Source organism: Klebsiella sp. BIGb0132 (assembly GCF_024810075.1).
GTDB classification, from domain to species: domain Bacteria; phylum Pseudomonadota; class Gammaproteobacteria; order Enterobacterales; family Enterobacteriaceae; genus Klebsiella; species Klebsiella terrigena.
Map to the genome: position 1 here is coordinate 833,635 of NZ_JANUDW010000001.1, position 23,974 is coordinate 857,608.

Genomic DNA, 23,974 nt, shown 5'->3' on the forward strand with positions numbered 1-23,974 from the left:
GCCCGGCTTTCCCCCTGCGCAAAAAAAGACGCTTTTTAGGCGAATAAAAATGCCCGCTGGCGCGTTTACACGATGAAAGACAACGACGGCGCTTACCTCCTGCGGTTCGGCTCTACGCCCAGGCGCCGCGCCCGGTCGCGCATTCGCCCATTCTGGAGACTAAAATGAACGTACTTTCATCCGTCTTACGCCCTGCCTCGCGCCGCATGGCCGTTCCGGCACTGCTATTTTTCCTGTCCGTGCCGCCGGTTTTTGCCATGGGCGATAATAGTACCGAGAGTAAAACGCCTGACTGCCCGAGCGGGCAGGTTTATGACAGCGCCACTAAACAGTGCGTGCCGGAGAAAACCAGCAGCCTCAGCGACCAGGATAAAACTAACTACGCCTACCATCTGGCGAAAAAAGGCGAATACCAGACGGCGCTGAACCTGCTGGATTCGTTAAAAAACGGCAATACGGCCGAGGCCTGGAACTACCGCGGCTATGCGACCCGCAAACTCGGACGCACGGACGAAGGCATCGGTTATTATCAGCGCTCGCTGGCGCTGGCGCCGAACTATGCCAAAGCCCGGGAGTATCTGGGTGAAGCATGGATGATAAAAGGTCGTCCGGATCTCGCCAAGGAGCAGCTGAAGGTGATTGCCGGGATCTGCGGCCAGGGCTGCGAGGAGTATCGCGATCTGCAGGCGGCCATTAACGGGCATCCTGAATCCTGATTATCGTCACGAGGGTAAGAAAATCACAACCAGTGAAGTTCGCTCACAGCTCGCCGCGCACCTCTCGCGCCTTTGGCGCTACGGGCTGGTCCTGTCGCGCAGCCGCGATGTCGCCGAGGAGCTGGTACAGTCCACCTGCGTACGCGCGCTCGAAAGGAGCGCGCAGTATACGCCGGGCACGCGTATCGACAGATGGCTGTTTTCTATTCTCCACTCCATCTGGATTTCAGAGCTGCGCGCGCGCCACGTGCGGATGGGGCAAGGATTCGTCGACAGCGAAGAGCTGGTTGCGCCTGATTACCGCGAAATGGCGGAAGATAGCCTGCAGTACCGGCAAATTATGCGCCGCGTGGGCGCGCTGGCGGAAGCCCAGCGCAATGCCGTATTTTTGGTGTATGTCGAAGGCTTTACCTATCAGGAGGCGGCTGACACCCTGTCGGTGCCGGTCGGTACCATTATGAGCCGGCTGGCGGCGGCAAGGCTGACGCTGGCAAAATCGATAGCTACCCCGCCCTCAGCGAAGGAGAAACGCTCTTGAAATCGTTAAGTTTTACGCCTCCCTATAACGATGAAGCCATCGTCGCCTGGCTGGACGGTGAGATGAGCAACGCCGACGCCCGCAGCTTCGAGGCAGCGTTCAAGAGCGATGGCCAGCTTGCCGCCCGCACCGCCGAGCTGATGAGCAGCAATGAGAACTATCGCCAGGCCTTTGCGCCCCTGCTCGATGAGGCGCCGCTGGAGCGCATGCAGGCAAGGCTCGACGCGCAGCTGGCAGAGGCCGAGGATAGCCGCACGGCCGCGCCGCGTCCGTCGTTTAGCCGCCGCGCAATGATTGCCGCGTCGATCAGCTTTTTGCTGATCGGTAGCGGAGTCGGCTATCTGGCGCGCCCGGCGGCGGACGAGCAGGATGAGAGCGACAACATTCGCGATCTTGAGGCCCGCTACATGTCGCTCTATAGCGCCGAAACGCTGCTCGATCTCGACAGCTCGCCGCCGCTTCTGCAGCGCGGGCTGACGCGCACCGCCGAGGATCTTGGCCTGCATCTCAATGAACAACAGCTCAGGCTGCAGGGCGCGGAGCTTAAAATGGTCCGCATGCTGCGCTACGACAGCACCTCCATCGCGCAGATTGCCTGGATGCACGCCGAGTATGGCCCCATGGCGCTGTGCATCTCTGCGCAACGCCAGCCGGGCAGCGCGGAGATTAGCAGCGAACAGCGCCACGGGATGAATCTCGCCTGGTGGCACGATCGGGGATATCAGTTCGTCTTAATTGGCCGCAACCCCGGCGCAGAGCTGCAAAACAGCGCCCGGACGCTGCAGGCGGCGCTGTCATAAGCGCAACGCCGCCCGCTCGGAGGGTGCTCGGCGCATAAAAAAACCTCGCCGCAGCGAGGTTTTGTCGGCCACTTTGGCTTAGTGAGCGTTAACAACGACCCACATCGGCCCCTGGCCGACGGCATAGCGCCCTTTCTCCTGCAGCAGGCCCTGCTCGCCGCTGATTTCATACACCGCGACGTGGTGGGATTTCTGCCCGGCGGCAATCAGGTATTTGCCGCTGTGATCGAGGTTAAAGCCGCGCGGCTGGGCCTCGGTCGGCTGGTAGCCTTCAATCGCCAGCACGCTGCCGTCTTCGGAGACGCTGAAGATGGTGATAATGCTGGCGGTACGATCGCAGGCGTAGAGATGACGGCCGTCGGCGGTCAGGTGGATATCCGCCGCCCAGCGCACGCCGGTAAAGTCGGCAGGCATCATATCCAGCGTCTGCACGCACTCAATTTTGCCGTGCGGATCCTTCAGCTCCCAGACGTCAACGGAGCTGTTCAGCTCGTTCACGCAGTAGCCGTACTGCTGGTTCGGATGGAACACCATATGACGCGGGCCGGCGCCTTCAACGGTGGTGACTTCCGCCGGATCCTGTGCGGCCAGGAAACCGTCATCGCTGAGGGAAAACAGACAGATGCGGTCCTGCTTGAGCGCCGGAACCCACAGCGTGCGGTTATCCGGAGAGATATTGGCAGAGTGGCAGCCTTCCAGACCTTCAACGACCGCCACCGTTTCACCCGGCAGACCGTCGGTCAGCGGAGTGACGCTCACGCAGCCCGAATTATACGAGGCGCTGAACACAAAGCGGCCCAGCCGGTCGGTGGAGATATGCGTCGGGCTTCCCGGCAGCGCGGCTTCACCGGCGAAGGTCAGCGCCCCGTTATCTGGCGCAATGCGGTAGGCCAGTACGCGAAACTCCGGACGCACGCCGACGTAGAGATACTCTTTATTCGGGCTCACCACCATCGGCTGCACCTGGCCCGGGGCGTCGACAACCTGCACCAGGGTCAGCTTTCCCTCAAGATCCAGGCTCCAGACGTGGATCTGCTGGCTTTCCGGGCTGGCGGTATAAACGGTTTGTTTCATGACTGCTCCTTTCCTCACTGCACGTGGAAAACTTATACATTTCATTCATCAAACTGCTGGTTCGATGCAATGTATAGACTCTTTTAACGGTAGATGCTGAAAAATTTGCCCCTGAGGCACAGCGGTGTACCATCATGGCCTGCTCACTTTTCACCATTAACCGGAAACAACACATGACCTCACGCGTGATTGCCCTGGATTTAGACGGCACCCTACTGACCTCCAGCAAGACCATCCTGCCCGCCTCGCTCGAGGCGCTGGCTCGTGCCCGCGCGGCCGGTTACCGGGTGATCGTCGTCACGGGTCGACATCACGTCGCGATCCATCCTTTTTATCAGGCACTGGCTCTGGATACACCTGCAATTTGTTGTAATGGCACTTATTTGTATGATTATCAGGCAAAAAAGGTTCTGCAGGCCGATCCGATGGCGGTCGATAAGGCGCTGAGCCTCACCGCGATGCTCGCCGACCACGACGTTCACGGCCTGATGTACGTCGACGACGCCATGCTCTACGAACACCCGACCGGGCACGTCATCCGTACCGCCCGCTGGGCAGAGTCGCTGCCGCCGGAGCAGCGCCCGGTCTTCACCCAGGTTGACTCCCTGGCGCAGGCGGCGCGCGAGGTGAAGGCGGTGTGGAAGTTCGCCCTCACCGACGAAAACATTCCTAAGCTGCAGCAGTTCGCGCAGCACGTCGGCCAGACGCTGGGGCTGGAGTGCGAGTGGTCGTGGCACGATCAGGTCGATATTGCCCGCGCCGGCAACAGCAAAGGCAAGCGCCTGGCGCAGTGGGTTGAAGCCCAGGGGCTATCAATGCAGGACGTAGTGGCCTTCGGCGACAACTATAACGACCTCAGCATGCTGGAAGCCGCCGGTACCGGCGTGGCGATGGGTAACGCGGTCGACGAAGTCAAAGCGCGCGCGAACGTGGTGATTGGCGAGAACGAAAGCAACAGTATTGCCGACTTTATCAACCGCAACCTGCTGTAATCAGGCGCTAATCGACACGCTCTTGATTTGCGCATACAGCCACTGACCTGGCTTCACCCCCAGGTCATCTCTGGCCCACGGGCTGATGCGCGCCCACAGCGTGCGGCCGCTAACCTCCAGCTGCACCTCAACCTGCCCGTTGGTTTCAATACACTGCACGACCTGCGCGCGTAAAATATTGCGAATGCTGGTCCGCTGCGGTTGTTCGAGCACCAGCGATACGTCGGAGGCCTGAACGCGAATGCGCGCCGATTCGCCCGCAGGCCGGTCAAGCTGATTAACCCACAGCCGCTGCTCGCCGAGAGCCAAAGCGGTCATCGCATACTGCGGATGCTGGGCGACAACCGAAACGGTGAGAATCGTGCTCTGCTGCTCCTGCGACAGCCACGGGTGCATCACGCTGCTGCTCCACACCTCTTCGAGATCGCCAAACGCCTTCACGCTGCCGTTTTCCAGCACCAGCACCTTATCCGCCAGATGCTGGATCTCATCCAGCGAATGGCTGACGTAGAGCATCGGGATGTTGATTTCGCGCGCCAGCCGCTGCAGATAGGGCAGCAGCTCGCGCTTGCGCGGAATATCCAGCGAGGCCAGCGGCTCATCAAGCAGCAGCAGCTCGGGGGCGGTCAGCAGCGCCCGACCGATGGCCACCCGCTGCTTCTCGCCGCCGGAGAGCCCGCCCGGCAGACGATCGAGCAGCGGCGCAATCCCCAGCAGCGCCACCAGCTTATCGAACTGGCCGGCCATACTCTTCGCCATGCCATACTGCAAATTGCCGCGCACTTTGTAGTGCGGGAACAGGCGGGCGTCCTGGAAAACGTAGCCAATGCGCCGTTTTTCCGGCGCCAGGCAGATGCGCTTTTCGACATCGTTCAGCACCCTGCCGTTGAGCACGATGCGCCCTTTCTGCGGCCGGGTCAGGCCGCTGATGGCGTTGATAAGCGAGGTTTTACCGGCGCCGGATACGCCAAACACCGCGGTAATACCGCTGGCGGGCAGCGTCTCCTGAATGCTCAGGCAGTGGGTTCCCAGCGTCTGGGTAAAATCGAGTTCCAGCATCGTTATTTGCCCATCCGCGCGCGGCTGAGCCGCGCCAGCCATTCGGAAACCAGCAGCGAGATCAGCGCCAGCACGATGGAAATTAAGCATAAGCGCGCGGCGGCACCCTCCCCGCCCGGGGTTTGGATCAGGGTATACATTGCCGAGGGGATGGTGCGCGTTTCGCCGGGAATATTGGAAACGAAGGTAATGGTTGCGCCAAACTCGCCCAGCGAACGGGCGAAGGCCAGCACGGTGCCGACGATAATGCCCGGCAGCGTCAGCGGCAGGGTGATGGTAAAGAACACCCGCCAGCGCCCGGCGCCCAGGGTGCGCGCCGCCTGCTCCAGCTTGATATCGACCCCTTCAAGCGCCAGGCGAATCGCCCGTACCATTAAGGGAAACGACATCACCGCCGCCGCCAGCACCGCGCCGCGCCAGCTGAAAGCAAACGTCAGGCCAAACCAGTCATACAGCCAGCTGCCGATAAACCCGCGCCTGCCCATTGCAATCAGCAGCAGATAGCCAACCACCACCGGCGGCAGCACCAGCGGCAGGTGGAGAAGGCTGTCGAGCAGCGCTTTTCCGGGGAAGCTGCGCCTGACCAGCAGCCAGGAAAAGAAGATCCCAAAAGGTAAGCTAAACACCACCGCCAGGGATGACACTTTGAGGCTCAGCAGCACCGCCTGCCATTCGGGATCGCTTAAAATCATTGGCGCGTAGTAAATCCGTATTGTTTGAAGATGGCTGACGCCTCGGGCCCTTTCAGGTAGTCATAGAATGCGCTGACGGTTGCATTTTTATGTCCATCAACGATAGCCAGCGGATACTCAACCTTCTTATGCGAATCTTCCGGGAAGGTGCCCACGACTTTAACCCCTTTGCTGGCAACCGCATCCGAGCCGTAAACAATGCCCAGCGGCGCTTCGTCACGTTCAACCAGCGCCAGCGCCCCGCGCACGTCTTCCGCCGGAGCCAGTTTTGCTGACAAAGTATCCCACGCGCCCAGCTTCTGCAGCGCTTCTTTAGCATAGATCCCGGCCGGCACGTGCTCCGGATCGCCCACCGCCAGACGGCCGCCCTTCAGCAGGCTGGTCCAGTCGGTCTTGCTGCTAATGGTAATCTCACTTTGCGTGCTGGCCTTAGGCGCAACGACGACCAGGCTGTTACCCAACAGCGTGGCGCGCGTGGCGGTATCGATCGCTTTTTTCTCGACCGCGTAATCCATCCACTTCTGGTCTGCGGAGATAAACAGGTCAGCAGGAGCGCCCGCCTCAATTTGCCGTGCCAGCGTTGAAGAGGAGGCAAAAGATGAGACCACATCAACCTTTTTCTCCTGCTTATAGGCCTTCGCGATATCCTGCATCGCGTTGGTTAATGAAGCCGCCGCGAAGACCGTTATCTTTCCCTCTTCTGCCAGCGCCTGCCCGGCGACGGAGAGCGTTAAGGTTGCTCCAACAAAAAAACGTAACCATTGACGTGCCATCTGAAACTCCTGTGCGTACGTTATGTAAACAACAATATAACGATGTGCGCAGAGTTTTCCCAGCGCCAATTGGTGGTAACCAGATGAGGATCAAAAGGGAGAGATAAAAAGGGAGGGATAAAAAAACGCCCGGCGAAACCGGGCGTCAGGAAATCAGTTTTTTTGCTGGCCGCGATCTTTATGACCGACGCCGGAGAAGATGTTGAACACTTCGCCCAGACCGTAAATCAGACCGAGGATGATAGCCATCACCACCGGGACCATGACCACGGCAAAAACCAGACTTTTCAATAGCTCTAACATAGTGGGCTCCAGAAAGTACGAATGCTTAAGTGTAACCGTTTCAGCAGGAAAAACACGCCCCATTTGTGCGATGCCTCACCGACTACCGCCAGAGAACTATCTTGCAAGATGCCCGCTATCGGTCACAATACCCTTTTTGCCAGGATATTATTATGCAGGCCGAAATTCTCCTCACCCTGAAATTACAGCAGCGCCTGTTCGCCGACCCTCGCCGCATCTCCCTGCTGAAGCAAATTGACCAGACGGGTTCCATTAGCCAGGGCGCGAAAAATGCCGGCATCAGCTATAAAAGCGCGTGGGATGCCATTAATGAAATGAATCAGCTTAGCGAGCAGGCGCTGGTTGACCGCGCCACCGGCGGTAAAGGCGGCGGCGGCGCGGTGCTGACCCGCTACGGCCAGCGGCTGATCCAGCTTTACGACCTGCTGGCGCAGATCCAACAGAAAGCGTTTGACGTCCTGAGCGACGACGACGCGCTGCCCCTCGACAGCCTGCTCGCCGCCATCTCCCGCTTCTCCCTGCAAACCAGCGCCCGTAACCAGTGGTTTGGCACCATCACCGGCCGCGACCATCAGCAGGTGCAGCAGCACGTTGAGGTTTTGCTGGCCGACGGCCAAACCCGCCTAAAAGTCGCGATCACCGCCCGGAGCGCCGAACGGCTCGGCCTGGATGAAGGCCAGGAGGTGCTGGTTTTGCTGAAAGCGCCGTGGGTCGGTATGACCCAGGACCCGACCGTGGCGGCAGAGGCCGACAACCAGCTGACGGGACGGATCGACCATATTGAATACGGGCCGGAGCAGTGCGAAGTGCTGATGGCGCTGCCGGACGGTCAGAACCTGTGCGCAACCCTGCCGCGGGAGCAGACCGAAGGGCTGGCTGAAGGCGCCGAGGCGATCGCCTATTTCAATGCCGACCGCATCATTATTGCCACCTTGTGCTGACGGGATTGACATTGCCCGCCTGAAGACGTATCCCTGAAGCATATTGCTGCAAAAAGTGGGATACACAATGGCATCATTGCAAATATCGCAAGGCACGTTCCGCCTGAGCGACACAAAAACGTTAAATATTGAACACCTCACCGTTGGCGCCGGCGAAAGCTGGGCCTTCGTCGGTAGCAACGGCAGCGGTAAATCCGCGCTGGCCCGCGCGCTATCCGGCGAACTCACCCTGCTCTCCGGCGAGCGTGAAAGTGATTTTACCCGCATCACCCGCCTCTCCTTTGAACAGCTACAGAAGCTGGTCAGCGACGAGTGGCAGCGCAACAACACCGATCTGCTCAGCCCGGGTGAAGACGACACCGGCCGCTTTACCCATGAGATAATCCAGGATGAGTATAAGGATGCCGCGCGCTGCGCGCATCTTGCCGGGCTGTTTGGCATTTCCAACCTGCTGCAGCGCCGTTTTAAATATCTCTCTACCGGCGAGACGCGCAAAACGCTGCTGTGCCAGGCGCTGATGGCGAAGCCGGATTTACTGATCCTCGATGAGCCTTTCGATGGCCTTGACGTGGCCTCCCGCCACCAGCTGGCCGAGCTGCTGGCGACCCTGCACGGCGAGGGCATCGCTCTCGTGCTGGTGCTCAACCGGTTCGACGAGATCCCCGCCTTCGTCCAGTTTGCCGGCGTGCTGGCGGACTGTACGCTAAGCGAAATCGGGGAGAAGCAGACCCTGCTGCAGCAGGCGCTGATCGCTCAGCTGGCCCACAGCGAGCAGCTTGACGGGATCGCACTGCCGGAGCCGGATGCCCCTGCCGCCCGCCACTCTCTGGTCGCCGATACGCCGCGCATTATCCTCAACGACGGGGTGGTGTCCTATAACGACCGGGCAATCCTCAATCACCTGAGCTGGCAGGTCAATCCCGGCGAGCACTGGCAGATAGTCGGGCCCAACGGCGCCGGGAAATCGACCCTGCTCAGCCTGATAACCGGCGATCATCCGCAGGGATACAGCAACGATCTGACCCTGTTTGGCTGCCGTCGCGGCAGCGGCGAAACCATCTGGGATATCAAAAAGCATATCGGCTACGTCAGCAGCAGCCTGCACCTGGAGTATCGCGTCAGCACCACCGTGCGCAACGTCATTCTGTCGGGCTATTTCGACTCGATAGGCATCTATCAGGCCGTTTCCGATAAGCAGCGCAAGCTGGTGCAGACCTGGCTGGATATTCTGGGTATCGACGGCCGCACCGCCGACGCCCCGTTCCACAGCCTGTCGTGGGGCCAGCAGCGCCTGGCGCTGATTGTGCGCGCGCTGGTGAAACACCCGACGCTGCTGATCCTCGACGAGCCGCTGCAGGGGCTCGACCCTCTTAACCGCCAGCTGGTACGCCGCTTTGTTGACGTGCTGATTAGCGAAGGGGCAACCCAGCTGCTGTTTGTCTCCCACCACGCCGAGGATGCCCCGGACTGCATCACCCATCGCCTCGAGTTTATCCCCAGTGGAGACGATTACACTTATCGAATCGGTCCGCTGGCAAAATAGGCCAATTCAGGGGTCTGCGGATCCCTGATTTTTTTCAGAAAAAGTTCACAAATAGCAACTAAGACCATGTTTTAAAATGATAATAATTTAAATATAGCGTTTATGTATTTTAGTGTAAGCGATACCACCAATTTGGTCTGTGTCACACTTTTTCGTTCTTTGATATGCTATCGTCTTCACATACGATAAGCCTATTGGAGCGAGTCATGAAAGTATTGGTTACAGGTGGTAGCGGTTACATTGGAAGTCATACCTGCGTGCAGCTGCTGCTGCAGGGGCATGAGGTGATTATCCTCGACAACCTCTGCAACAGTAAGCGCAGCGTGCTGCCGGTGATTGAACGTCTTGGCGGGAAAAAAGCGACCTTTGTTGAGGGCGATATCCGCAATGAAGCGTTGATGACCGAGATCCTGCACGATCACGCCATTGAGGCGGTGATCCACTTTGCCGGGCTGAAAGCCGTCGGCGAATCCGTCGCCAAACCGCTGGAATACTACGACAATAATGTGACCGGCACATTAAAATTAGTTGCCGCTATGCGCGCCGCCGGCGTCAAAAACTTTATTTTCAGCTCCTCCGCCACCGTCTACGGCGACCAGCCAAAAATCCCTTACGTTGAAAGCTTCCCGACCGGCACGCCGCAAAGCCCGTACGGCAAAAGCAAGCTGATGGTCGAGCAAATTCTTGCCGACCTGCAGAAAGCTCAGCCGGACTGGAGCATTGCGCTGCTGCGCTACTTCAACCCGGTTGGCGCTCACCAGTCCGGCGATATGGGCGAAGACCCGCAGGGCATCCCTAACAACCTGATGCCGTACATTGCGCAGGTGGCGGTGGGTCGTCGCGAATCGCTGGCGGTATTCGGTAACGACTATCCGACCGAGGATGGCACCGGCGTGCGCGACTATATCCACGTTATGGACCTTGCGGACGGCCACGTTGCGGCGATGGAAAAACTGGCCGGTAAGTCAGGCGTGCATATTTATAACCTTGGTGCAGGCGTGGGCAGCAGCGTCCTTGACGTCATTAATGCCTTCAGCAAAGCCTGCGGCAAACCGATTAACTACCACTTCGCGCCGCGCCGTGAAGGCGATCTCCCGGCCTACTGGGCTGACGCCGAAAAGGCCGACCGTGAACTGAACTGGCGCGTCACGCGCAACCTTGACGAGATGGCACAGGACACCTGGCACTGGCAGTCCCGTCATCCTCAGGGTTACCCAGACTAAGGAACCGTCATGAGCGTATTTAACCCCGTCGACCATCCGCACCGTCGCTATAACCCGTTAACCGGGCAGTGGATTTTGGTTTCCCCGCATCGCGCCAAGCGCCCCTGGCAGGGGGCGCAGGAGACGCCGGCAAAACTGACCTTGCCCGCGCACGATCCGGATTGTTTCCTGTGCCCGGGTAACACCCGCGTCACCGGTGATACCAACCCGAACTACGCCGGCACGTACGTGTTTACTAACGACTTTGCGGCCTTGATGACCGATACCCCGGACGCACCGGAAAGCGACGATCCCCTGATGCGCTGTCAAAGCGCGCGCGGGACCAGCCGGGTCATCTGCTTCTCGCCAGACCACAGCAAAACGCTGCCTGAGCTGAGCGTTGAAGCCCTGGAAGGCGTGGTTAAAGCGTGGCAGGAACAGACGGCCGATCTCGGCCAGCACTACCCGTGGGTGCAGGTGTTTGAGAATAAAGGCGCCGCGATGGGCTGCTCCAACCCGCATCCGCACGGCCAGGTCTGGGCCAACAGCTTCCTGCCGAACGAAGCCGAACGCGAAGATCGCCTGCAGAAAGCGCACTACGCCGACTACGGTTCACCGATGCTGGTGGATTACGCCCGGCGTGAGCTCGCCGACGGCAGCCGTACGGTGGTCGAAACTGAACACTGGCTGGCCGTCGTTCCCTACTGGGCGGCCTGGCCATTTGAGACCCTGCTGCTGCCGAAGGCGCACGTCCTGCGCCTGACCGACTTAACCGACGCCCAGCGCAGCGATCTGGCGCTGGCGCTGAAAAAGCTGACCAGCCGTTACGACAACCTGTTCCAGTGCTCATTCCCCTACTCGATGGGCTGGCACGGCGCGCCGTTTAACGGTGAAGACAATAATCACTGGCAGCTTCACGCCCACTTTTATCCGCCGCTGCTGCGTTCCGCTACGGTACGCAAATTTATGGTCGGCTACGAAATGCTGGCCGAAACCCAGCGTGACCTGACGGCGGAACAAGCCGCCGAGCGTCTGCGCGCGGTCAGCGACGTTCATTTTCGCGAATCCGGAGAATAACAATGAGTCTGAAAGAGAAAACCCAAGCCCTGTTTGCCGAGAAATTTGGCTACCCTGCCAGCCACACCATTCAGGCTCCGGGCCGCGTTAATTTGATCGGCGAACATACCGACTATAACGACGGCTTCGTGCTGCCCTGCGCCATTGACTATCAAACGGTCATCAGCTGCGCGCCGCGCACCGACCGCGTGGTACGCGTGATTGCCGCGGATTATGAAAATCAGTCCGACGAGTTCTCGCTGGATGCGAAAATTGTCAGCCACGATACCCAGCAGTGGTCCAACTACGTGCGCGGCGTGGTGAAACATCTGCAGAAGCGCAACAGCCATTTCGGCGGCGCGGATCTGGTTATTGCCGGAGACGTTCCCCAGGGCGCCGGCCTAAGCTCCTCCGCTTCGCTGGAGGTTGCCGTCGGCACCGTATTCCAGCAGCTCTATCATCTGCCGCTGGACGGCGCGCAAATCGCTCTGAACGGCCAGGAGGCGGAAAACCAGTTCGTCGGCTGTAACTGCGGCATAATGGACCAGCTGATCTCCGCGCTGGGCAAGAAGGACCATGCTCTGCTGATTGACTGCCGCACGCTGGGCACCAGGGCCGTCTCGATGCCGAAAGGCGTGGCGGTGGTGATCATCAACAGTAACTTTAAACGCACCCTGGTCGGCAGCGAATACAATACCCGCCGCGAACAGTGTGAAACCGGCGCGCGCTTCTTCCAGCAGCCGGCGCTGCGTGACGTCACCCTTGCCGAGTTCAACGCCGTGGCCGCGGAGCTGGATCCGATCGTTGCTCAGCGCGTTCGCCACGTGCTGACCGAAAACGCCCGTACCGTCGAAGCGGCAACCGCGCTGGAGAAAGGCGACCTGAAGCGGATGGGCGAGCTGATGGCGGAATCCCACGCCTCGATGCGCGATGATTTTGAAATCACCGTCCCGCAAATTGACGCCCTGGTTGAGATCGTTAAAGCCACCATCGGCGACAAAGGCGGCGTACGCATGACCGGCGGCGGCTTCGGCGGTTGCATCGTCGCGCTGGTACCGGAAGAGCTGGTGGATACCGTTCAGCAGGCCGTTGCCGCGCAGTATGAAGCGAAAACCGGGATTAAAGAGACCTTCTACGTTTGCAAACCTTCCCAGGGAGCCGGCCAGTGCTAAATCAAACCACAGAACGCGCGCCGGACGGCCAGCCGTGGCGGCTCATTACCCTGCGCAACGACGCCGGGATGGTAGTCACGCTGATGGACTGGGGCGCTACGCTGCTCTCCGCCAGGGTCACTCTGGCTGACGGCAGCGTCCGCGAAGCCCTGCTCGGCTGCGCCTCGCCGCAGCAGTATACCCGCCAGGCGGCCTTTCTCGGCGCCTCGGTCGGCCGCTATGCCAACCGCATCGCCAACAGCCGCTTTATGCTCGATGGCCATACCGTCAACCTGGTGCCGTCTACTGACGCCGGCCACCAGCTGCACGGCGGACCGGACGGATTTGATAAGCGCCGCTGGCAGATAGTCAGCGCCGACGAGCGTCAGGCGCTGTTTTCACTCTCTTCCGCCGACGGCGACCAGGGATTCCCGGGGGCTTTGCAGGCTACGGCGCACTATCGCCTGACCGACGATAACCGTATTGCCATCGAATACCGCGCCACCGTCGATCGGCCCTGCCCGGTGAACCTGACCAACCACGTCTACTTTAACCTTGATGGCCAGCAGACCGACGTTCGCCAGCATCGGCTGCAGCTCTTCGCCGACCGCTATTTGCCGGTAGAGAGCGACGGGATCCCCGGCGGCGATCTGCGCGACGTGGCCGAAACCAGCTTTGACTTCCGCGAGCCTCAGCTGCTGGCGGAGCGTTTCCTGAGCGATGACGATCAACGCAAGGTGAAAGGCTACGATCATGCGTTCCTGCTGCAGGCGCAGGGCGACGCAGGCCAGCCGGCGGCTCACCTGTGGTCGCAGGATGAAAAGCTGCAGATGACGGTCTACACCTCCGCCCCGGCGCTGCAGTTCTATTCCGGCAACTATCTCGGCGGCACGCCGTCGCGCACGGAGCAGCCGTACGCCGACTGGCAGGGCCTGGCGCTCGAAAGCGAATTCCTGCCCGACTCGCCAAACCATCCGCACTGGCCGCAGCCGGATTGCGTATTGCGCCCGGGCGAGGAGTACGTCAGCCTGACGGAATACCAGTTTATCGCCAGATAATCCCCCCGCCCTCCTGATGGAGGGCTTTTTTTCGCCACTTTGGCGTAAATTGCGCCACCTGCAGACAAAAATATAACCGCTGATTTACAAGCATCTTACACTGAGCCACTATTTTCGCTATGGTTAGGGATAAGCGTTGCCGTGAGGTAAATCACAGCAATATAATGAGAATAGTTATCAATCAATAAACGCATACACCGCAGCGTTCGGGTTGTATCGATTCGGCCACTGAGTGAGTCCCGCAAAACATAGCTAACTATGCACGCAGGATGAACAGGGCGGCCGCTGAGCCACAGCGCGAAGGACGGCGTGTTGTATTGAGGAGTGAGAGAATGGCTGTAACTAAGCTGGTACTGGTCCGTCACGGCGAAAGCCAATGGAACAACGAAAACCGTTTCACCGGTTGGTACGATGTCGATCTGTCCGAGAAAGGCGTGGGTGAAGCAAAAGCGGCAGGTAAACTGCTGAAAGAGGAAGGCTTCAGCTTCGACTTCGCTTATACCTCTGTGCTGAAACGTGCCATCCATACCCTGTGGAACGTGCTGGACGAACTGGATCAGGCCTGGCTGCCGGTTGAGAAATCCTGGAAACTGAACGAACGCCACTACGGCGCGCTGCAGGGTCTGAACAAAGCGGAAACCGCTGAAAAATACGGTGACGAGCAGGTTAAGCAGTGGCGCCGTGGTTTTGCCATTACGCCGCCGGAGCTGACCAAAGACGATGAGCGCTTCCCGGGCCACGATCCGCGTTACGCGAAGCTGACCGATGCCGAGCTGCCGGTAACCGAAAGCCTGGCGCTGACCATCGAGCGCGTGGTGCCTTACTGGAATGAAACCATTCTGCCGCGTCTGAAAAGCGGCGAGCGCGTTATCATTGCCGCTCACGGCAACTCCCTGCGTGCGCTGGTTAAATACCTCGACAACATGGGTGAAGAAGAAATCCTCGAACTGAACATCCCGACCGGCGTACCGCTGGTGTATGAGTTCGACGAAAACTTCAAGCCGATCAAACACTACTATCTGGGCAACGCTGACGAAATCGCGGCAAAAGCGGCGGCAGTAGCGAACCAGGGTAAAGCGAAGTAATTTTCGCTGGCATTAAAAAAGCGTGGATTGCTCCACGCTTTTTTTTGTTCTTAATTCCGCCCGCGCTTCGCGCACGGACGGCGAACGGTACTATCCGCGGCGGGCTTTCACCGCATTCGCCAGCTGGCGCAGGATGGTATCGGTGTCTTCCCAGCCAATGCAGGCATCGGTCACGCTCTTACCGTAGGTCAGCGGCTCTCCGCTCTCCAGGCTCTGGCTCCCTTCCACCAGATGGCTTTCAATCATCACGCCCATAATCGCCTGCTCGCCGCCGGCAATCTGCTGGCAAACGTCGCTCCCCACGTCCATTTGTCTCTTAAACTGTTTGCTGGAGTTGGCGTGGCTGAAATCAATCATGATCTGCGCCGGCAGACCGGCTTTCGCCAGCCCGACCTTCACTTCAGCAACGTGCTTCGCGCTGTAGTTCGGCTCTTTACCCCCGCGCAGGATGATATGGCAGTCGCTGTTGCCGCTGGTGTTCACAATCGCCGAATGACCCCACTTGGTCACCGACAGGAAGCAGTGTGGCGCCCCGGCGGCGTTAATCGCATCAATCGCGACTTTAATCGTCCCGTCGGTGCCGTTCTTAAAGCCAACCGGGCAGGAGAGACCTGAGGAGAGCTCGCGGTGCACCTGAGATTCGGTGGTGCGCGCGCCGATTGCGCCCCAGCTCATCAGGTCAGCCACGTACTGGGGGGTGATCATATCAAGGAATTCGCCCGCCGCCGGCAGCCCGCTGTCGTTAATCTCCAGCAGCAGCTTACGCGCAATGCGCAGGCCGTCGTTGATGCGGAAGCTGTTATCCATGTGCGGATCGTTGATAAGCCCCTTCCAGCCGACGGTAGTGCGCGGTTTCTCGAAATAGACGCGCATCACCACTTCCAGCTCGCCTTTCAGCTCTTCTCGCAGCGTCAGCAGTCGCTCAGCGTACTCTTTCGCCGCAGCTGTATCGTGAATTGAGCAGGGCCCAATCACCACCAGCAGGCGATCGTCGTTGCCCTTGAGGATCTGGTGGATCGCTTTACGAGCATGCGCAACGGTGTTAGCAGCATTTTCGGTCGCGGGAAACTTTTCGAGAAGCGCAACGGGAGGGAGTAATTCGTTGATCTCTTTAATGCGTAAATCGTCGTTCTGATAATTCATTTTCTTTCCAGCTCTGCCATCTTATCTATTTAAATGCAATCCCTCCAATCTATCTCTTCGTTCAAAAAGTGTAAACGTGATTTTACAGTGACAACAGATTAATCCTGAAAATAGATTAAAATTCGCCATAAAGAAGCGAAAAACAGGCCATGAGCTACAATTTTTAACTGTTAAGAGCAATCTTCACGCCACTAATCAGTATTCCGTGCTGATGTAACTTATTGATGTGAATCTTTTAACCATAGAGCGCGAGCGAGCGCTGGCACATGCACTGTTGGAAGAGGTTATCCGACATATCGACCATAACAGGAGCATCCTATGAAAATGACTACCCTCACCCCACTCTTTTTAGCCGCCACCCTTGGCCTGAGCAGCGCCGCCGCGCTGGCTGCAGATACCGGCGCCCAATCCAACAACGGACAGGCCAACGCCTCCGCCGATGCCGGGCAGGTCGCACCTGATGCCCGCGCCAACGTCGCGCCAAACAAGGTTGATAACGACAAGATCAACTCTGGCGACAAGATGCTTAACTCCGACGGTTCAACCATGAACCATGACGGGATGACCAGCGACGAAGCGCATAAAAACGCGATGTGCAAGGATGGCCGCTGCCCGGAAAGCACCCCGAGCGATAACGGCAGCAAAACGGACGGGACGACACAGTAGCATCCACGCCTGAAATAAGGGCTGAAAATAAGGGGAGCCGCGGCTCTCCTTTTTTATTTTATTCACCGAAAATCGGTATGATGTCATACAGTAATAATGATAATAATCAGGGGATGACACCATGGCGCACTCGCATACTTCCGCTCAGCAGCCGCAGGATAATAACGCTCGCCGCCTGCTGCTGGCCTTTATCATCACCGCCGGCTTTATGGTGGTTGAAGCCATTGGCGGTGCGCTCTCAGGCTCTCTGGCGCTGCTGGCCGACGCCGGCCATATGCTCACCGACTCCGCCGCCCTGCTCTTCGCCCTGCTGGCCGTCCGTTTTGCCCACCGCCCGCCCAACGCCCGCCATACCTTCGGCTGGCTGCGTCTGACGACCCTCGCCGCCTTCGTCAACGCCATCGCGCTGGTGGTGATTACCATTCTTATCGTATGGGAAGCGATTCAGCGTTTTAATCATCCGCAGCCCGTTGCCGGGGCGCCGATGATGGCGATCGCCGTTGCCGGGCTGCTGGCCAATATTATGGCCTTCTGGATCCTTCACCGCGGCGGCGAGGATCGCAACCTAAACGTTCGCGCCGCGGCGCTGCACGTGCTGGGTGATTTACTCGGTTCGGTAGGGGCGATCGTCGCCGCAATAGTGATTTTAACCACCGGCTGGACGCCGATTGACCCGATTCTGTCGGTGCTGGTCTCATGCCTGGTGCTGCGCAGCGCCTGGCGCCTGCTGCAGGAGAGCCTGAACGAGCTGCTGGAAGGCGCGCCGCGTTCGCTGGATGTTGAACTCCTGAAGCGTGATTTACGCCGCTCGGTGGCCGAAGTCCGCGACGTGCATCATGTCCACGTCTGGCTGGTCGGAGAAAAAACGGTGATGACGCTGCACGTCCAGGTCGTCCCACCGCACGATCACGACGCCCTGCTGAATCGTATTCAGGAATTTTTGCACCACAAGTATGACGTTGAGCACGCGACCGTGCAGATGGAGTATCAGCCCTGCAGCGGCCCGGAGTGCCGCCTTAACATGGCTCACTCCGGACACGCCCATCAGCATCATCATTAGCGAGAAAACGCGTGAGAACCCCGCTCACGCGCGCTGTTGATCCACATCCGGCTACCGTTGAGAGCAATAAAGGTCAGCAGCAGGTATTCCAGCGACATCGCATAGACGCCCTGGCGCGCAAAAATGACCACGCTGATCACGTTAATGATCACCCACAGCAGCCAGTTCTCAACGTATTTGCGGGTCATCAGGATCATGGCGGCTATCGACAGCACCATCATGCAGGAGTCCCAGAACGGGAAGGCATCCGGCTGTAGCGCCGGCATAGCGACCTGCAGCCCCAGCCCCTGCATTAGCGTCACCGCCACCCGCGTCAGGAATGCGAACACCGGATCGATAAATACCGTCATCAGGCCAATCGCCACCACGCACGCCGCCAGCCAGCCCAGCGCTTTGGGCAGCGGTAGCCAACGGATTTGCAGCGCGGCCTCATGGCTGCTGGTCTGCCGCGACCAGGCGTACCAGCCGTAGACGTTAGCCACGAAGAAAAATACCTGCAGCAGCAGGCTGGCATAGAGCTGGATCTGAAAGAAGATAATGGCAAACAGGGTGACGTTAATCAGCCCAAAGGCATAGTTGCCGATCTTTTCCAGACTCGCCAGCCAGATGCACAGCAGTCCGGCAATCGTCCCGACGGCCTCAATCCACGAGAGGTCGTATCCCCCGGCACCAATGGGTATATGTACCAAAATATTCTGCGTACTTAAAAAATCCATCTTATCCCCAGAGCGTATTGCACGCGTTGTCGGTTATCCCCGTAGTGTAGCCGCAAAATCCAGCATTCTGTTAAGCGGGATTAATGCGCCGGTCCGCAGCTGCTCGTCAACCTGAATCTCGTGCGCCGCGCCGCCGTGTTCCAGACCTTCGGCAATCGCCTTCAGGCCGTTCATCGCCATCCACGGGCAGTGGGCGCAGCTGCGGCAGGTAGCGCCCTCACCGGCCGTCGGCGCCTCCAGCAGCTCTTTCTCCGGCACCGCCTGCTGCATTTTATAGAAGATGCCGCGATCGGTGGCGACAATCAGCTGGCGCTGAGGCAGCGTTCTCGCCGCATTGATGAGCTGGCTGGTAGAACCGACGGCATCGGCCATATCCACAATCGACTGCGGCGATTCCGGATGCACCAGCACCGCGGCGTCGGGGTATAGCGCTTTCATTCTGCTCAGCGCCTGGGTTTTAAATTCATCGTGAACGATGCAGGCGCCCTGCCAGCACAGGACGTCTGCGCCGGTCTGTTTTTGCACGTAGTTGCCCAGGTGGCGGTCCGGCGCCCAGATAATCTTTTCGCCCAGGCTATCAAGATGCTCAATCAGCTCAACCGCAATGCTGGAGGTCACCACCCAGTCAGCGCGGGCCTTAACCGCCGCGGAGGTATTGGCGTAGACCACCACGGTGCGGTCCGGATGCGCATCGCAAAACTGGCTGAACTCATCGATGGGGCAGCCGAGATCGAGGGAGCACTCGGCGTGGAGCGTCGGCATCAGGATGGTTTTTTCCGGACTGAGGATTTTTGCCGTTTCCCCCATGAAACGCACGCCGGCAACCAGCAGCGTGGATGCCGGGTGCCGGGCGCCAAAGCGCGCCATTTCCAGAGAGTCAGAGATACACCCGCCGGTCTCTTCCGCCAGCTGCTGAATTTCGGGGTCGGTATAGTAGTGGGCAACCATGACCGCATCGCGTTCGCGCAGCAGGCGCTTGATCTTTTCGCGATAAAAGTGTTTTTCATCGCGGCTTAACGGCATCGGCTTGGGCGGAAAAGGATAAATCGCCGTTTCAGGGTCAAACATTACGCTCATCTTGCAATCTCGTTTTACTGGCTTAACTCAAAGACCGTTAAAATGCCTTCACGCGGCACCGGGACGGCCGTAGTGTTTTATATGCTAAACAAGATAGCCGATTGTACAGAAAATGTCGTGGGGAATTTATCCGCAGAAAAAGGGATAACGCGGCGGGTTGAAGCTTGTATATCGCAGAGAGTAAAAAGGCGCCTTTCTACATTGGTGGGTCGTGCAGGATATCACTCGTCTGATCCTGAGACTCGCCCTGCGGGTCGCCACAGGTGGCGATTTTGTCGAACGTGCTGCAGGTTCGAATCTTATATATCGCAGATAGTAAAAAGGCGCCTTTAGGGCACCTTTCTACATTGGTGGGTCGTGCAGGATATCACTCGTCTCATCCTGAGACTCGCCCTGCGGGTCGCCACCAGTGGCGATGCAAAATCGCTCCCGGCGATTTTGTCGAACCTGCAGCAGGTTCTCATCCTGCACGGTTGAGCATAGTGCGCAGAAACGAAAAAAGCGCCTAAAGGCGCTTTTTTCTAAATTTGGTGGGTCGTGCAGGATTCGAACCTGCGACCAATTGATTAAAAGTCAACTGCTCTACCAACTGAGCTAACGACCCCTTGCGGGTTTACTACTTTAATCATTCAGGCTGGCGGGTCGTGCAGGATGACTCGGCTTTGCCTCGCCCTATGGGCCGTTGCTGCGCAACGTTATCCTTCACTATCTCTACCGATAAATACCCTAAGCGTTGGTGGGTCGTGCAGGATTCGAACCTGCGACCAATTGATTAAAAGTCAACTGCTCTACCAACTGAGCTAACGACCCGCTCGGGTACTACCTGAATCACTCGTCACCAATAAAATTGGTGGGTCGTGCAGAACGACTCGCTTGCGCTCGCCCTACGGGCCATTGCTGCGCAATGTTATCCTTCACGTTAACATCTGAGTAAGACGTTAAAATTGGTGGGTCGTGCAGGATGACTCGGCTTCGCCTCGCCCTACGGGCCGTTGCTAATGCAACGTTATCCTTCACGTTTTACTATCGCGTTCCACCAGAACGATTGGTGGGTCGTGCAGGATTCGAACCTGCGACCAATTGATTAAAAGTCAACTGCTCTACCAACTGAGCTAACGACCCGAGTGGTGGGTGATGACGGGATCGAACCGCCGACCCCCTCCTTGTAAGGGAGGTGCTCTCCCAGCTGAGCTAATCACCCGATACTACGCTGGATACTGCTACTAATTAACTTAGTAATTAACTAGTGGTGGGTCGTGCAGGATGACTCGGCTGCGCCTCGCCCTACGGGCCGTTGCTAATGCAACGTTATCCTTCACGTTTTACTATCGCGTTCCACCAGAACGATTGGTGGGTCGTGCAGGATTCGAACCTGCGACCAATTGATTAAAAGTCAACTGCTCTACCAACTGAGCTAACGACCCACTTTTTTCGTCACTTCAGGCCTGTTCGATATCCCTTGGCAACGGCGGCATATATTACTGATTTAAGAATTCAGCGCAACAAGTATTTCGATAAAAAACATCTAACTGCTTATGATTCACGCGACACGACCAGAAATACTGCAATTTCTGGTCATGGCATAATCATCCGAGCGCGTTAAGGCGTTTCTGCGCTTGTTTCGCGCCATCGGTCCCAGGAAATTTACCGACCACCTGCTGGTAAACGGCTTTCGCTTTTGCGGTATCACCTTTGTCCTGCATGATCACGCCGACTTTAAACATCGCATCCGGCGCTTTTGGGGATTTAGGGTAATTCTTCACCACCGAAGCAAAATAGTAGGCCGCATCGTCTTTTTTCCCCTTGTTGTAATTCAGCTGACCGAGCCAGTAGTTGGCGTTCGGTTGATAGGTTGAATCCGGGTACTTTTTAACGAAATTCTGAAACGCAGCCATCGCATCATCCTGGCGGGACGAATCCTTCACCAGCGCAATCGCGGCGTTGTAATCGGTATTGGCATCTCCGGTCAGCGCCGGAGCGCCGGAGTTCGCCGCTGGAGCCGCCGTAGCGGCCGCTGCGCCCTGCGCGTCGCCGGACGATGCCGCCGGCGCCTGTGCATCCGGCGTAGCCCCACCGCTGCTCATACCGTTAATTTGCAGCAGGATCTGTTTCTGGCGCTCAACAACCTGATTAAGCTGATACTGACTTTCCTGAATCTGACCGCGCAGGGAATCAATATCGTTCTGGTTATCGGAGAGCTGTTGCTGAAGCTGAGTTAAAAGTTGACTGTGAGCGTTAGAAATACGCTCGAGTTGAGTGACGCGGTCTTCGACCGAGCCTGAGCCGACACTACTGATTGGCGCCTGAGCAAAAGCGGCCCAGGGGGCCGCTATGCCAACCAGTAACGACAGACTCAACAGATGATGTCTGAAGTTACTGCTCATGCAATTCTCTTAGTAAACCAGTACGGCGCGACGGTTTTTGGCGTAAGCCGCTTCGTCGTGGCCCAGTACTGCAGGTTTTTCTTTACCGTAAGAAACGATGGAGATCTGGTCAGCAGAAACACCTTTGCCCTGCAGATACATCTTAACGGCGTTAGCACGACGCTCACCCAGAGCGATGTTGTATTCCGGAGTACCGCGCTCATCCGCGTGACCTTCAACGGTCACTTTATAGGACGGGTTGCTACGCAGGAAGTTAGCGTGCGCATCCAGCATTGCAGCGAAGTCAGAACGGATATCGTACTTGTCCAGATCGAAGTAAACGATGTTGTTCTGCTGCAGCTGCTGCATCTGCAGACGAGCCTGCTCTTCGGAAGACATGTTGCCGCCGTTAGCGTTAGCATCCATACCAGTGCCGGCACCCAGCATGCCTTCACCGCTCTGGTCGTTGCTGGCGTTCTTGTTGGAAGAACACGCCGCGATTGCCATAACCGGCAGAGCGATCATCAGCCCTTTCAGCACTTTGTTCAGTTGCATTTCTTTGATTCCTTTAATAATCAATTATTTATTATCACAGATACGGAGACCAGGCAGGGAATTTTACCTGTCCATCAGTCGCCGGAAGACGCGCTTTGAAACGCCCATCTGTAGAAACCAGATTCAGCACGGATCCCATCCCCTGAGAAGAGCTGTAGATTACCATAGTGCCGTTAGGTGCCAGACTTGGCGTTTCGTCCAGGAACGTTGACGACAGAACTTGTACGCCACCCGCTACCAGATCTTGTTTGGCAATGTGTTGCTGGCCGCTGGCCGAGCTCACCATTACCATAAATTTACCGTCACTGCTGACGTCCGCATCCTGGTTCTGCGAACCTTCCCAGGAAATACGCTGCGGAGTACCGCCGCCAACGCTGACTTTGTACACCTGCGGACGACCGGCCTGGTCAGAAGTAAAGGCCAGGTTTTGACTGTCCGGGAACCAGGTCGGTTCGGTGTTGTTGCTGCGACCGTTGGTCACCTGGCGAATCTGACCAGAGCCCAGATCCATCACGTACAGGTTCAGGCTACCGGTTTTCGACAGCGCGAAGGCCAGCTTGCTGCCGTCCGGCGAGAACGCCGGCGCGCCGTTATGCTGCGGGAACGAGGCAATCTGACGCACCGCGCCGTTAGCCAGGGTCTGAACGACCAGCGCAGAACGACCGCTTTCGAAGGTAACGTAAGCCAGCTTAGAACCGTCCGGAGACCATGCCGGAGACATCAGCGGCTGCGGCGAACGGTGGACAACGAACTGGTTGTAGCCATCGTAGTCGGAAACGCGCAGCTCATACGGGAACTGGCCGCCGTTGGTCTGTACAACGTAAGCAATACGGGTACGGAACGCGCCCTTAATAGAGGTCAGCTTCTCAAATACCGCATCGCTGGCGGTGTGACCCGCATAGCGAAGGTACTGTTTAGTCACCTTATAAGAGTTTTGTGCCAGAATCGTGCCCGGCGCACCGCCGGTGTCAACCAGCTGGTAAGCAACGTTGTAAGAACCGTCCGGGTTTGGCGTGACCTGACCGACGACCACGGCGTCAATACCCAGCGCGGACCATGCGGCAGGTTGAACTTCCTGCGCGGTTCCCGGCTGTTGAGGCAGGCGCGAGCGATCCAGCGGGTTGAATTTACCGCTGTTGCGCAGGTCAGCCGCCACCACACCGCCAATATCTTCAGGTGCAGCACCCGGTCCGGCCCACTGGAACGGTACAACGCCGATCGGGCGTGCCGAGTCCACCCCTTGGGTGATCTCGATACGTACTTCTGCGTGCAGCACAGCTGCCCACAGCATTAAAAAACCAAATGCTACTCGTAATGCCTGCTTCATCATATCTCCCTTATCCGGGCGGAAGGCCCACGATAATTTAGCAGAATGTTAACAAACTCAAATTCACAAAACTACCAAAACCCG

Annotated in this window: 24 protein-coding genes, 5 tRNA genes and 1 other RNA gene; 13 read left to right on the forward strand and 17 right to left on the reverse strand. The window is 58.0% G+C overall.

Annotated elements, in window-relative coordinates; translation table 11 throughout:
* Nucleotides 1–164: 164 nt before the first annotated feature.
* Genes M2416_RS03810 through M2416_RS03820 form a run of 3 tightly spaced genes read left to right on the forward strand, consistent with a single transcriptional unit; the run spans nt 165 to nt 2,054 of the window.
* Complete coding sequence (locus tag M2416_RS03810) at nt 165–716, forward strand: tetratricopeptide repeat protein (protein WP_259222203.1); 552 nt, start codon at nt 165–167, stop codon at nt 714–716.
* Nucleotides 703–1,254: an RNA polymerase sigma factor gene (locus M2416_RS03815; protein WP_071845005.1), complete on the forward strand. Its 552-nt coding sequence runs from the start codon at nt 703–705 to the stop codon at nt 1,252–1,254. Before M2416_RS03810 ends, M2416_RS03815 begins: the two co-directional genes overlap by 14 nt.
* Complete coding sequence (locus M2416_RS03820; protein WP_115193289.1) at nt 1,251–2,054, forward strand: anti-sigma factor family protein; 804 nt, start codon at nt 1,251–1,253, stop codon at nt 2,052–2,054. Before M2416_RS03815 ends, M2416_RS03820 begins: the two co-directional genes overlap by 4 nt.
* Before the next feature lie 78 nt (nt 2,055–2,132).
* On the opposite strand, the gene pgl is transcribed toward M2416_RS03820, so the two are convergent.
* The gene (gene pgl, locus M2416_RS03825; RefSeq protein WP_259222205.1) at nt 2,133–3,128 is read right to left on the reverse strand and encodes a 6-phosphogluconolactonase; all 996 of its coding nucleotides are present in this window, start codon (nt 3,126–3,128) and stop codon (nt 2,133–2,135) included.
* A 173-nt stretch (nt 3,129–3,301) separates the two neighbouring features.
* Here pgl and M2416_RS03830 point away from each other — a divergent pair, with 173 nt between their 5' ends.
* A complete protein-coding gene (locus tag M2416_RS03830) occupies nt 3,302–4,120 on the forward strand; it encodes a pyridoxal phosphatase (RefSeq protein ID WP_076944976.1) in 819 nt (272 codons plus the stop codon).
* Here the strand turns inward: M2416_RS03830 and modC are convergent, their stop codons facing one another.
* The 4 genes from modC to M2416_RS03850 form a co-directional block, all read right to left on the reverse strand.
* The gene (modC, locus tag M2416_RS03835) at nt 4,121–5,179 is read right to left on the reverse strand and encodes a molybdenum ABC transporter ATP-binding protein ModC (RefSeq protein WP_259222207.1); all 1,059 of its coding nucleotides are present in this window, start codon (nt 5,177–5,179) and stop codon (nt 4,121–4,123) included.
* A gap of 2 nt (nt 5,180–5,181) precedes the next feature.
* The gene (gene modB / locus M2416_RS03840) at nt 5,182–5,871 is read right to left on the reverse strand and encodes a molybdate ABC transporter permease subunit (RefSeq protein ID WP_041144661.1); all 690 of its coding nucleotides are present in this window, start codon (nt 5,869–5,871) and stop codon (nt 5,182–5,184) included.
* Nucleotides 5,868–6,644: a molybdate ABC transporter substrate-binding protein gene (gene modA / locus M2416_RS03845; RefSeq protein ID WP_259222209.1), complete on the reverse strand. Its 777-nt coding sequence runs from the start codon at nt 6,642–6,644 to the stop codon at nt 5,868–5,870. Before modA ends, modB begins: the two co-directional genes overlap by 4 nt.
* 153 nt (nt 6,645–6,797) lie before the next feature.
* The gene (locus tag M2416_RS03850; protein WP_041144659.1) at nt 6,798–6,947 is read right to left on the reverse strand and encodes an AcrZ family multidrug efflux pump-associated protein; all 150 of its coding nucleotides are present in this window, start codon (nt 6,945–6,947) and stop codon (nt 6,798–6,800) included.
* Between the two features lie 152 nt (nt 6,948–7,099).
* Between M2416_RS03850 and modE the strand changes: the two genes are divergently transcribed.
* The 7 genes from modE (at nt 7,100) to gpmA (ending at nt 14,983) form a co-directional block, all read left to right on the forward strand.
* Nucleotides 7,100–7,888: a molybdenum-dependent transcriptional regulator gene (modE, locus tag M2416_RS03855; protein WP_041144658.1), complete on the forward strand. Its 789-nt coding sequence runs from the start codon at nt 7,100–7,102 to the stop codon at nt 7,886–7,888.
* A gap of 67 nt (nt 7,889–7,955) precedes the next feature.
* Entirely contained in the window at nt 7,956–9,431 is a 1,476-nt protein-coding gene (gene modF / locus M2416_RS03860; protein WP_259222211.1) for a molybdate ABC transporter ATP-binding protein ModF, read from the forward strand.
* 206 nt (nt 9,432–9,637) lie between these two features.
* A complete protein-coding gene (galE, locus tag M2416_RS03865) occupies nt 9,638–10,654 on the forward strand; it encodes a UDP-glucose 4-epimerase GalE (RefSeq protein WP_041144656.1) in 1,017 nt (338 codons plus the stop codon).
* A gap of 9 nt (nt 10,655–10,663) precedes the next feature.
* Nucleotides 10,664–11,710 (forward strand): galactose-1-phosphate uridylyltransferase, encoded by a 1,047-nt coding sequence (gene galT / locus M2416_RS03870; protein WP_076944971.1) that lies wholly within the window; start codon nt 10,664–10,666, stop codon nt 11,708–11,710.
* 2 nt (nt 11,711–11,712) lie between these two features.
* Complete coding sequence (gene galK, locus M2416_RS03875; protein ID WP_259222214.1) at nt 11,713–12,861, forward strand: galactokinase; 1,149 nt, start codon at nt 11,713–11,715, stop codon at nt 12,859–12,861.
* Nucleotides 12,855–13,898 (forward strand): galactose-1-epimerase, encoded by a 1,044-nt coding sequence (galM, locus tag M2416_RS03880; RefSeq protein ID WP_259222216.1) that lies wholly within the window; start codon nt 12,855–12,857, stop codon nt 13,896–13,898. Before galK ends, galM begins: the two co-directional genes overlap by 7 nt.
* A gap of 332 nt (nt 13,899–14,230) precedes the next feature.
* A complete protein-coding gene (gpmA, locus tag M2416_RS03885; RefSeq protein WP_041144652.1) occupies nt 14,231–14,983 on the forward strand; it encodes a 2,3-diphosphoglycerate-dependent phosphoglycerate mutase in 753 nt (250 codons plus the stop codon).
* Between the two features lie 90 nt (nt 14,984–15,073).
* On the opposite strand, the gene aroG is transcribed toward gpmA, so the two are convergent.
* The gene (aroG, locus tag M2416_RS03890) at nt 15,074–16,126 is read right to left on the reverse strand and encodes a 3-deoxy-7-phosphoheptulonate synthase AroG (protein ID WP_076944968.1); all 1,053 of its coding nucleotides are present in this window, start codon (nt 16,124–16,126) and stop codon (nt 15,074–15,076) included.
* A 318-nt stretch (nt 16,127–16,444) separates the two neighbouring features.
* Here aroG and M2416_RS03895 point away from each other — a divergent pair, with 318 nt between their 5' ends.
* Together M2416_RS03895 and zitB are read left to right on the forward strand one after the other, a co-directional pair.
* A complete protein-coding gene (locus M2416_RS03895; protein ID WP_259222218.1) occupies nt 16,445–16,792 on the forward strand; it encodes a YbgS-like family protein in 348 nt (115 codons plus the stop codon).
* Between the two features lie 121 nt (nt 16,793–16,913).
* Nucleotides 16,914–17,852 (forward strand): CDF family zinc transporter ZitB, encoded by a 939-nt coding sequence (gene zitB, locus M2416_RS03900; RefSeq protein WP_259222219.1) that lies wholly within the window; start codon nt 16,914–16,916, stop codon nt 17,850–17,852.
* On the opposite strand, the gene pnuC is transcribed toward zitB, so the two are convergent.
* From pnuC to tolB, 11 genes are all read right to left on the reverse strand, one after another.
* Nucleotides 17,849–18,568, reverse strand: coding sequence for a nicotinamide riboside transporter PnuC (gene pnuC / locus M2416_RS03905; RefSeq protein WP_041144648.1), 720 nt, complete (start codon nt 18,566–18,568; stop codon nt 17,849–17,851). The two genes, zitB and pnuC, sit on opposite strands and share 4 nt — an antisense overlap.
* 33 nt (nt 18,569–18,601) lie before the next feature.
* On the reverse strand, nt 18,602–19,645 hold the full coding sequence (gene nadA / locus M2416_RS03910; protein ID WP_076944966.1) for a quinolinate synthase NadA: 1,044 nt from the start codon (nt 19,643–19,645) through the stop codon (nt 18,602–18,604).
* 348 nt (nt 19,646–19,993) lie between these two features.
* Nucleotides 19,994–20,130: non-coding RNA, RtT sRNA (locus M2416_RS03915), on the reverse strand.
* A gap of 43 nt (nt 20,131–20,173) precedes the next feature.
* Nucleotides 20,174–20,249 (reverse strand) — tRNA-Lys (locus M2416_RS03920).
* A gap of 130 nt (nt 20,250–20,379) precedes the next feature.
* Nucleotides 20,380–20,455: transfer RNA gene (locus M2416_RS03925), tRNA-Lys, on the reverse strand.
* Between the two features lie 236 nt (nt 20,456–20,691).
* Nucleotides 20,692–20,767 (reverse strand) — tRNA-Lys (locus M2416_RS03930).
* Nucleotides 20,768–20,770: 3 nt separating this feature from the next.
* Nucleotides 20,771–20,846: transfer RNA gene (locus M2416_RS03935), tRNA-Val, on the reverse strand.
* A gap of 147 nt (nt 20,847–20,993) precedes the next feature.
* Nucleotides 20,994–21,069, reverse strand: a tRNA-Lys gene (locus M2416_RS03940).
* 162 nt (nt 21,070–21,231) lie between these two features.
* The gene (cpoB, locus tag M2416_RS03945) at nt 21,232–22,029 is read right to left on the reverse strand and encodes a cell division protein CpoB (RefSeq protein WP_041144646.1); all 798 of its coding nucleotides are present in this window, start codon (nt 22,027–22,029) and stop codon (nt 21,232–21,234) included.
* A gap of 9 nt (nt 22,030–22,038) precedes the next feature.
* On the reverse strand, nt 22,039–22,563 hold the full coding sequence (pal, locus tag M2416_RS03950; protein ID WP_004859700.1) for a peptidoglycan-associated lipoprotein Pal: 525 nt from the start codon (nt 22,561–22,563) through the stop codon (nt 22,039–22,041).
* 34 nt (nt 22,564–22,597) lie between these two features.
* Nucleotides 22,598–23,890: a Tol-Pal system beta propeller repeat protein TolB gene (tolB, locus tag M2416_RS03955; protein WP_041144645.1), complete on the reverse strand. Its 1,293-nt coding sequence runs from the start codon at nt 23,888–23,890 to the stop codon at nt 22,598–22,600.
* Nucleotides 23,891–23,974: the final 84 nt, after the last annotated feature.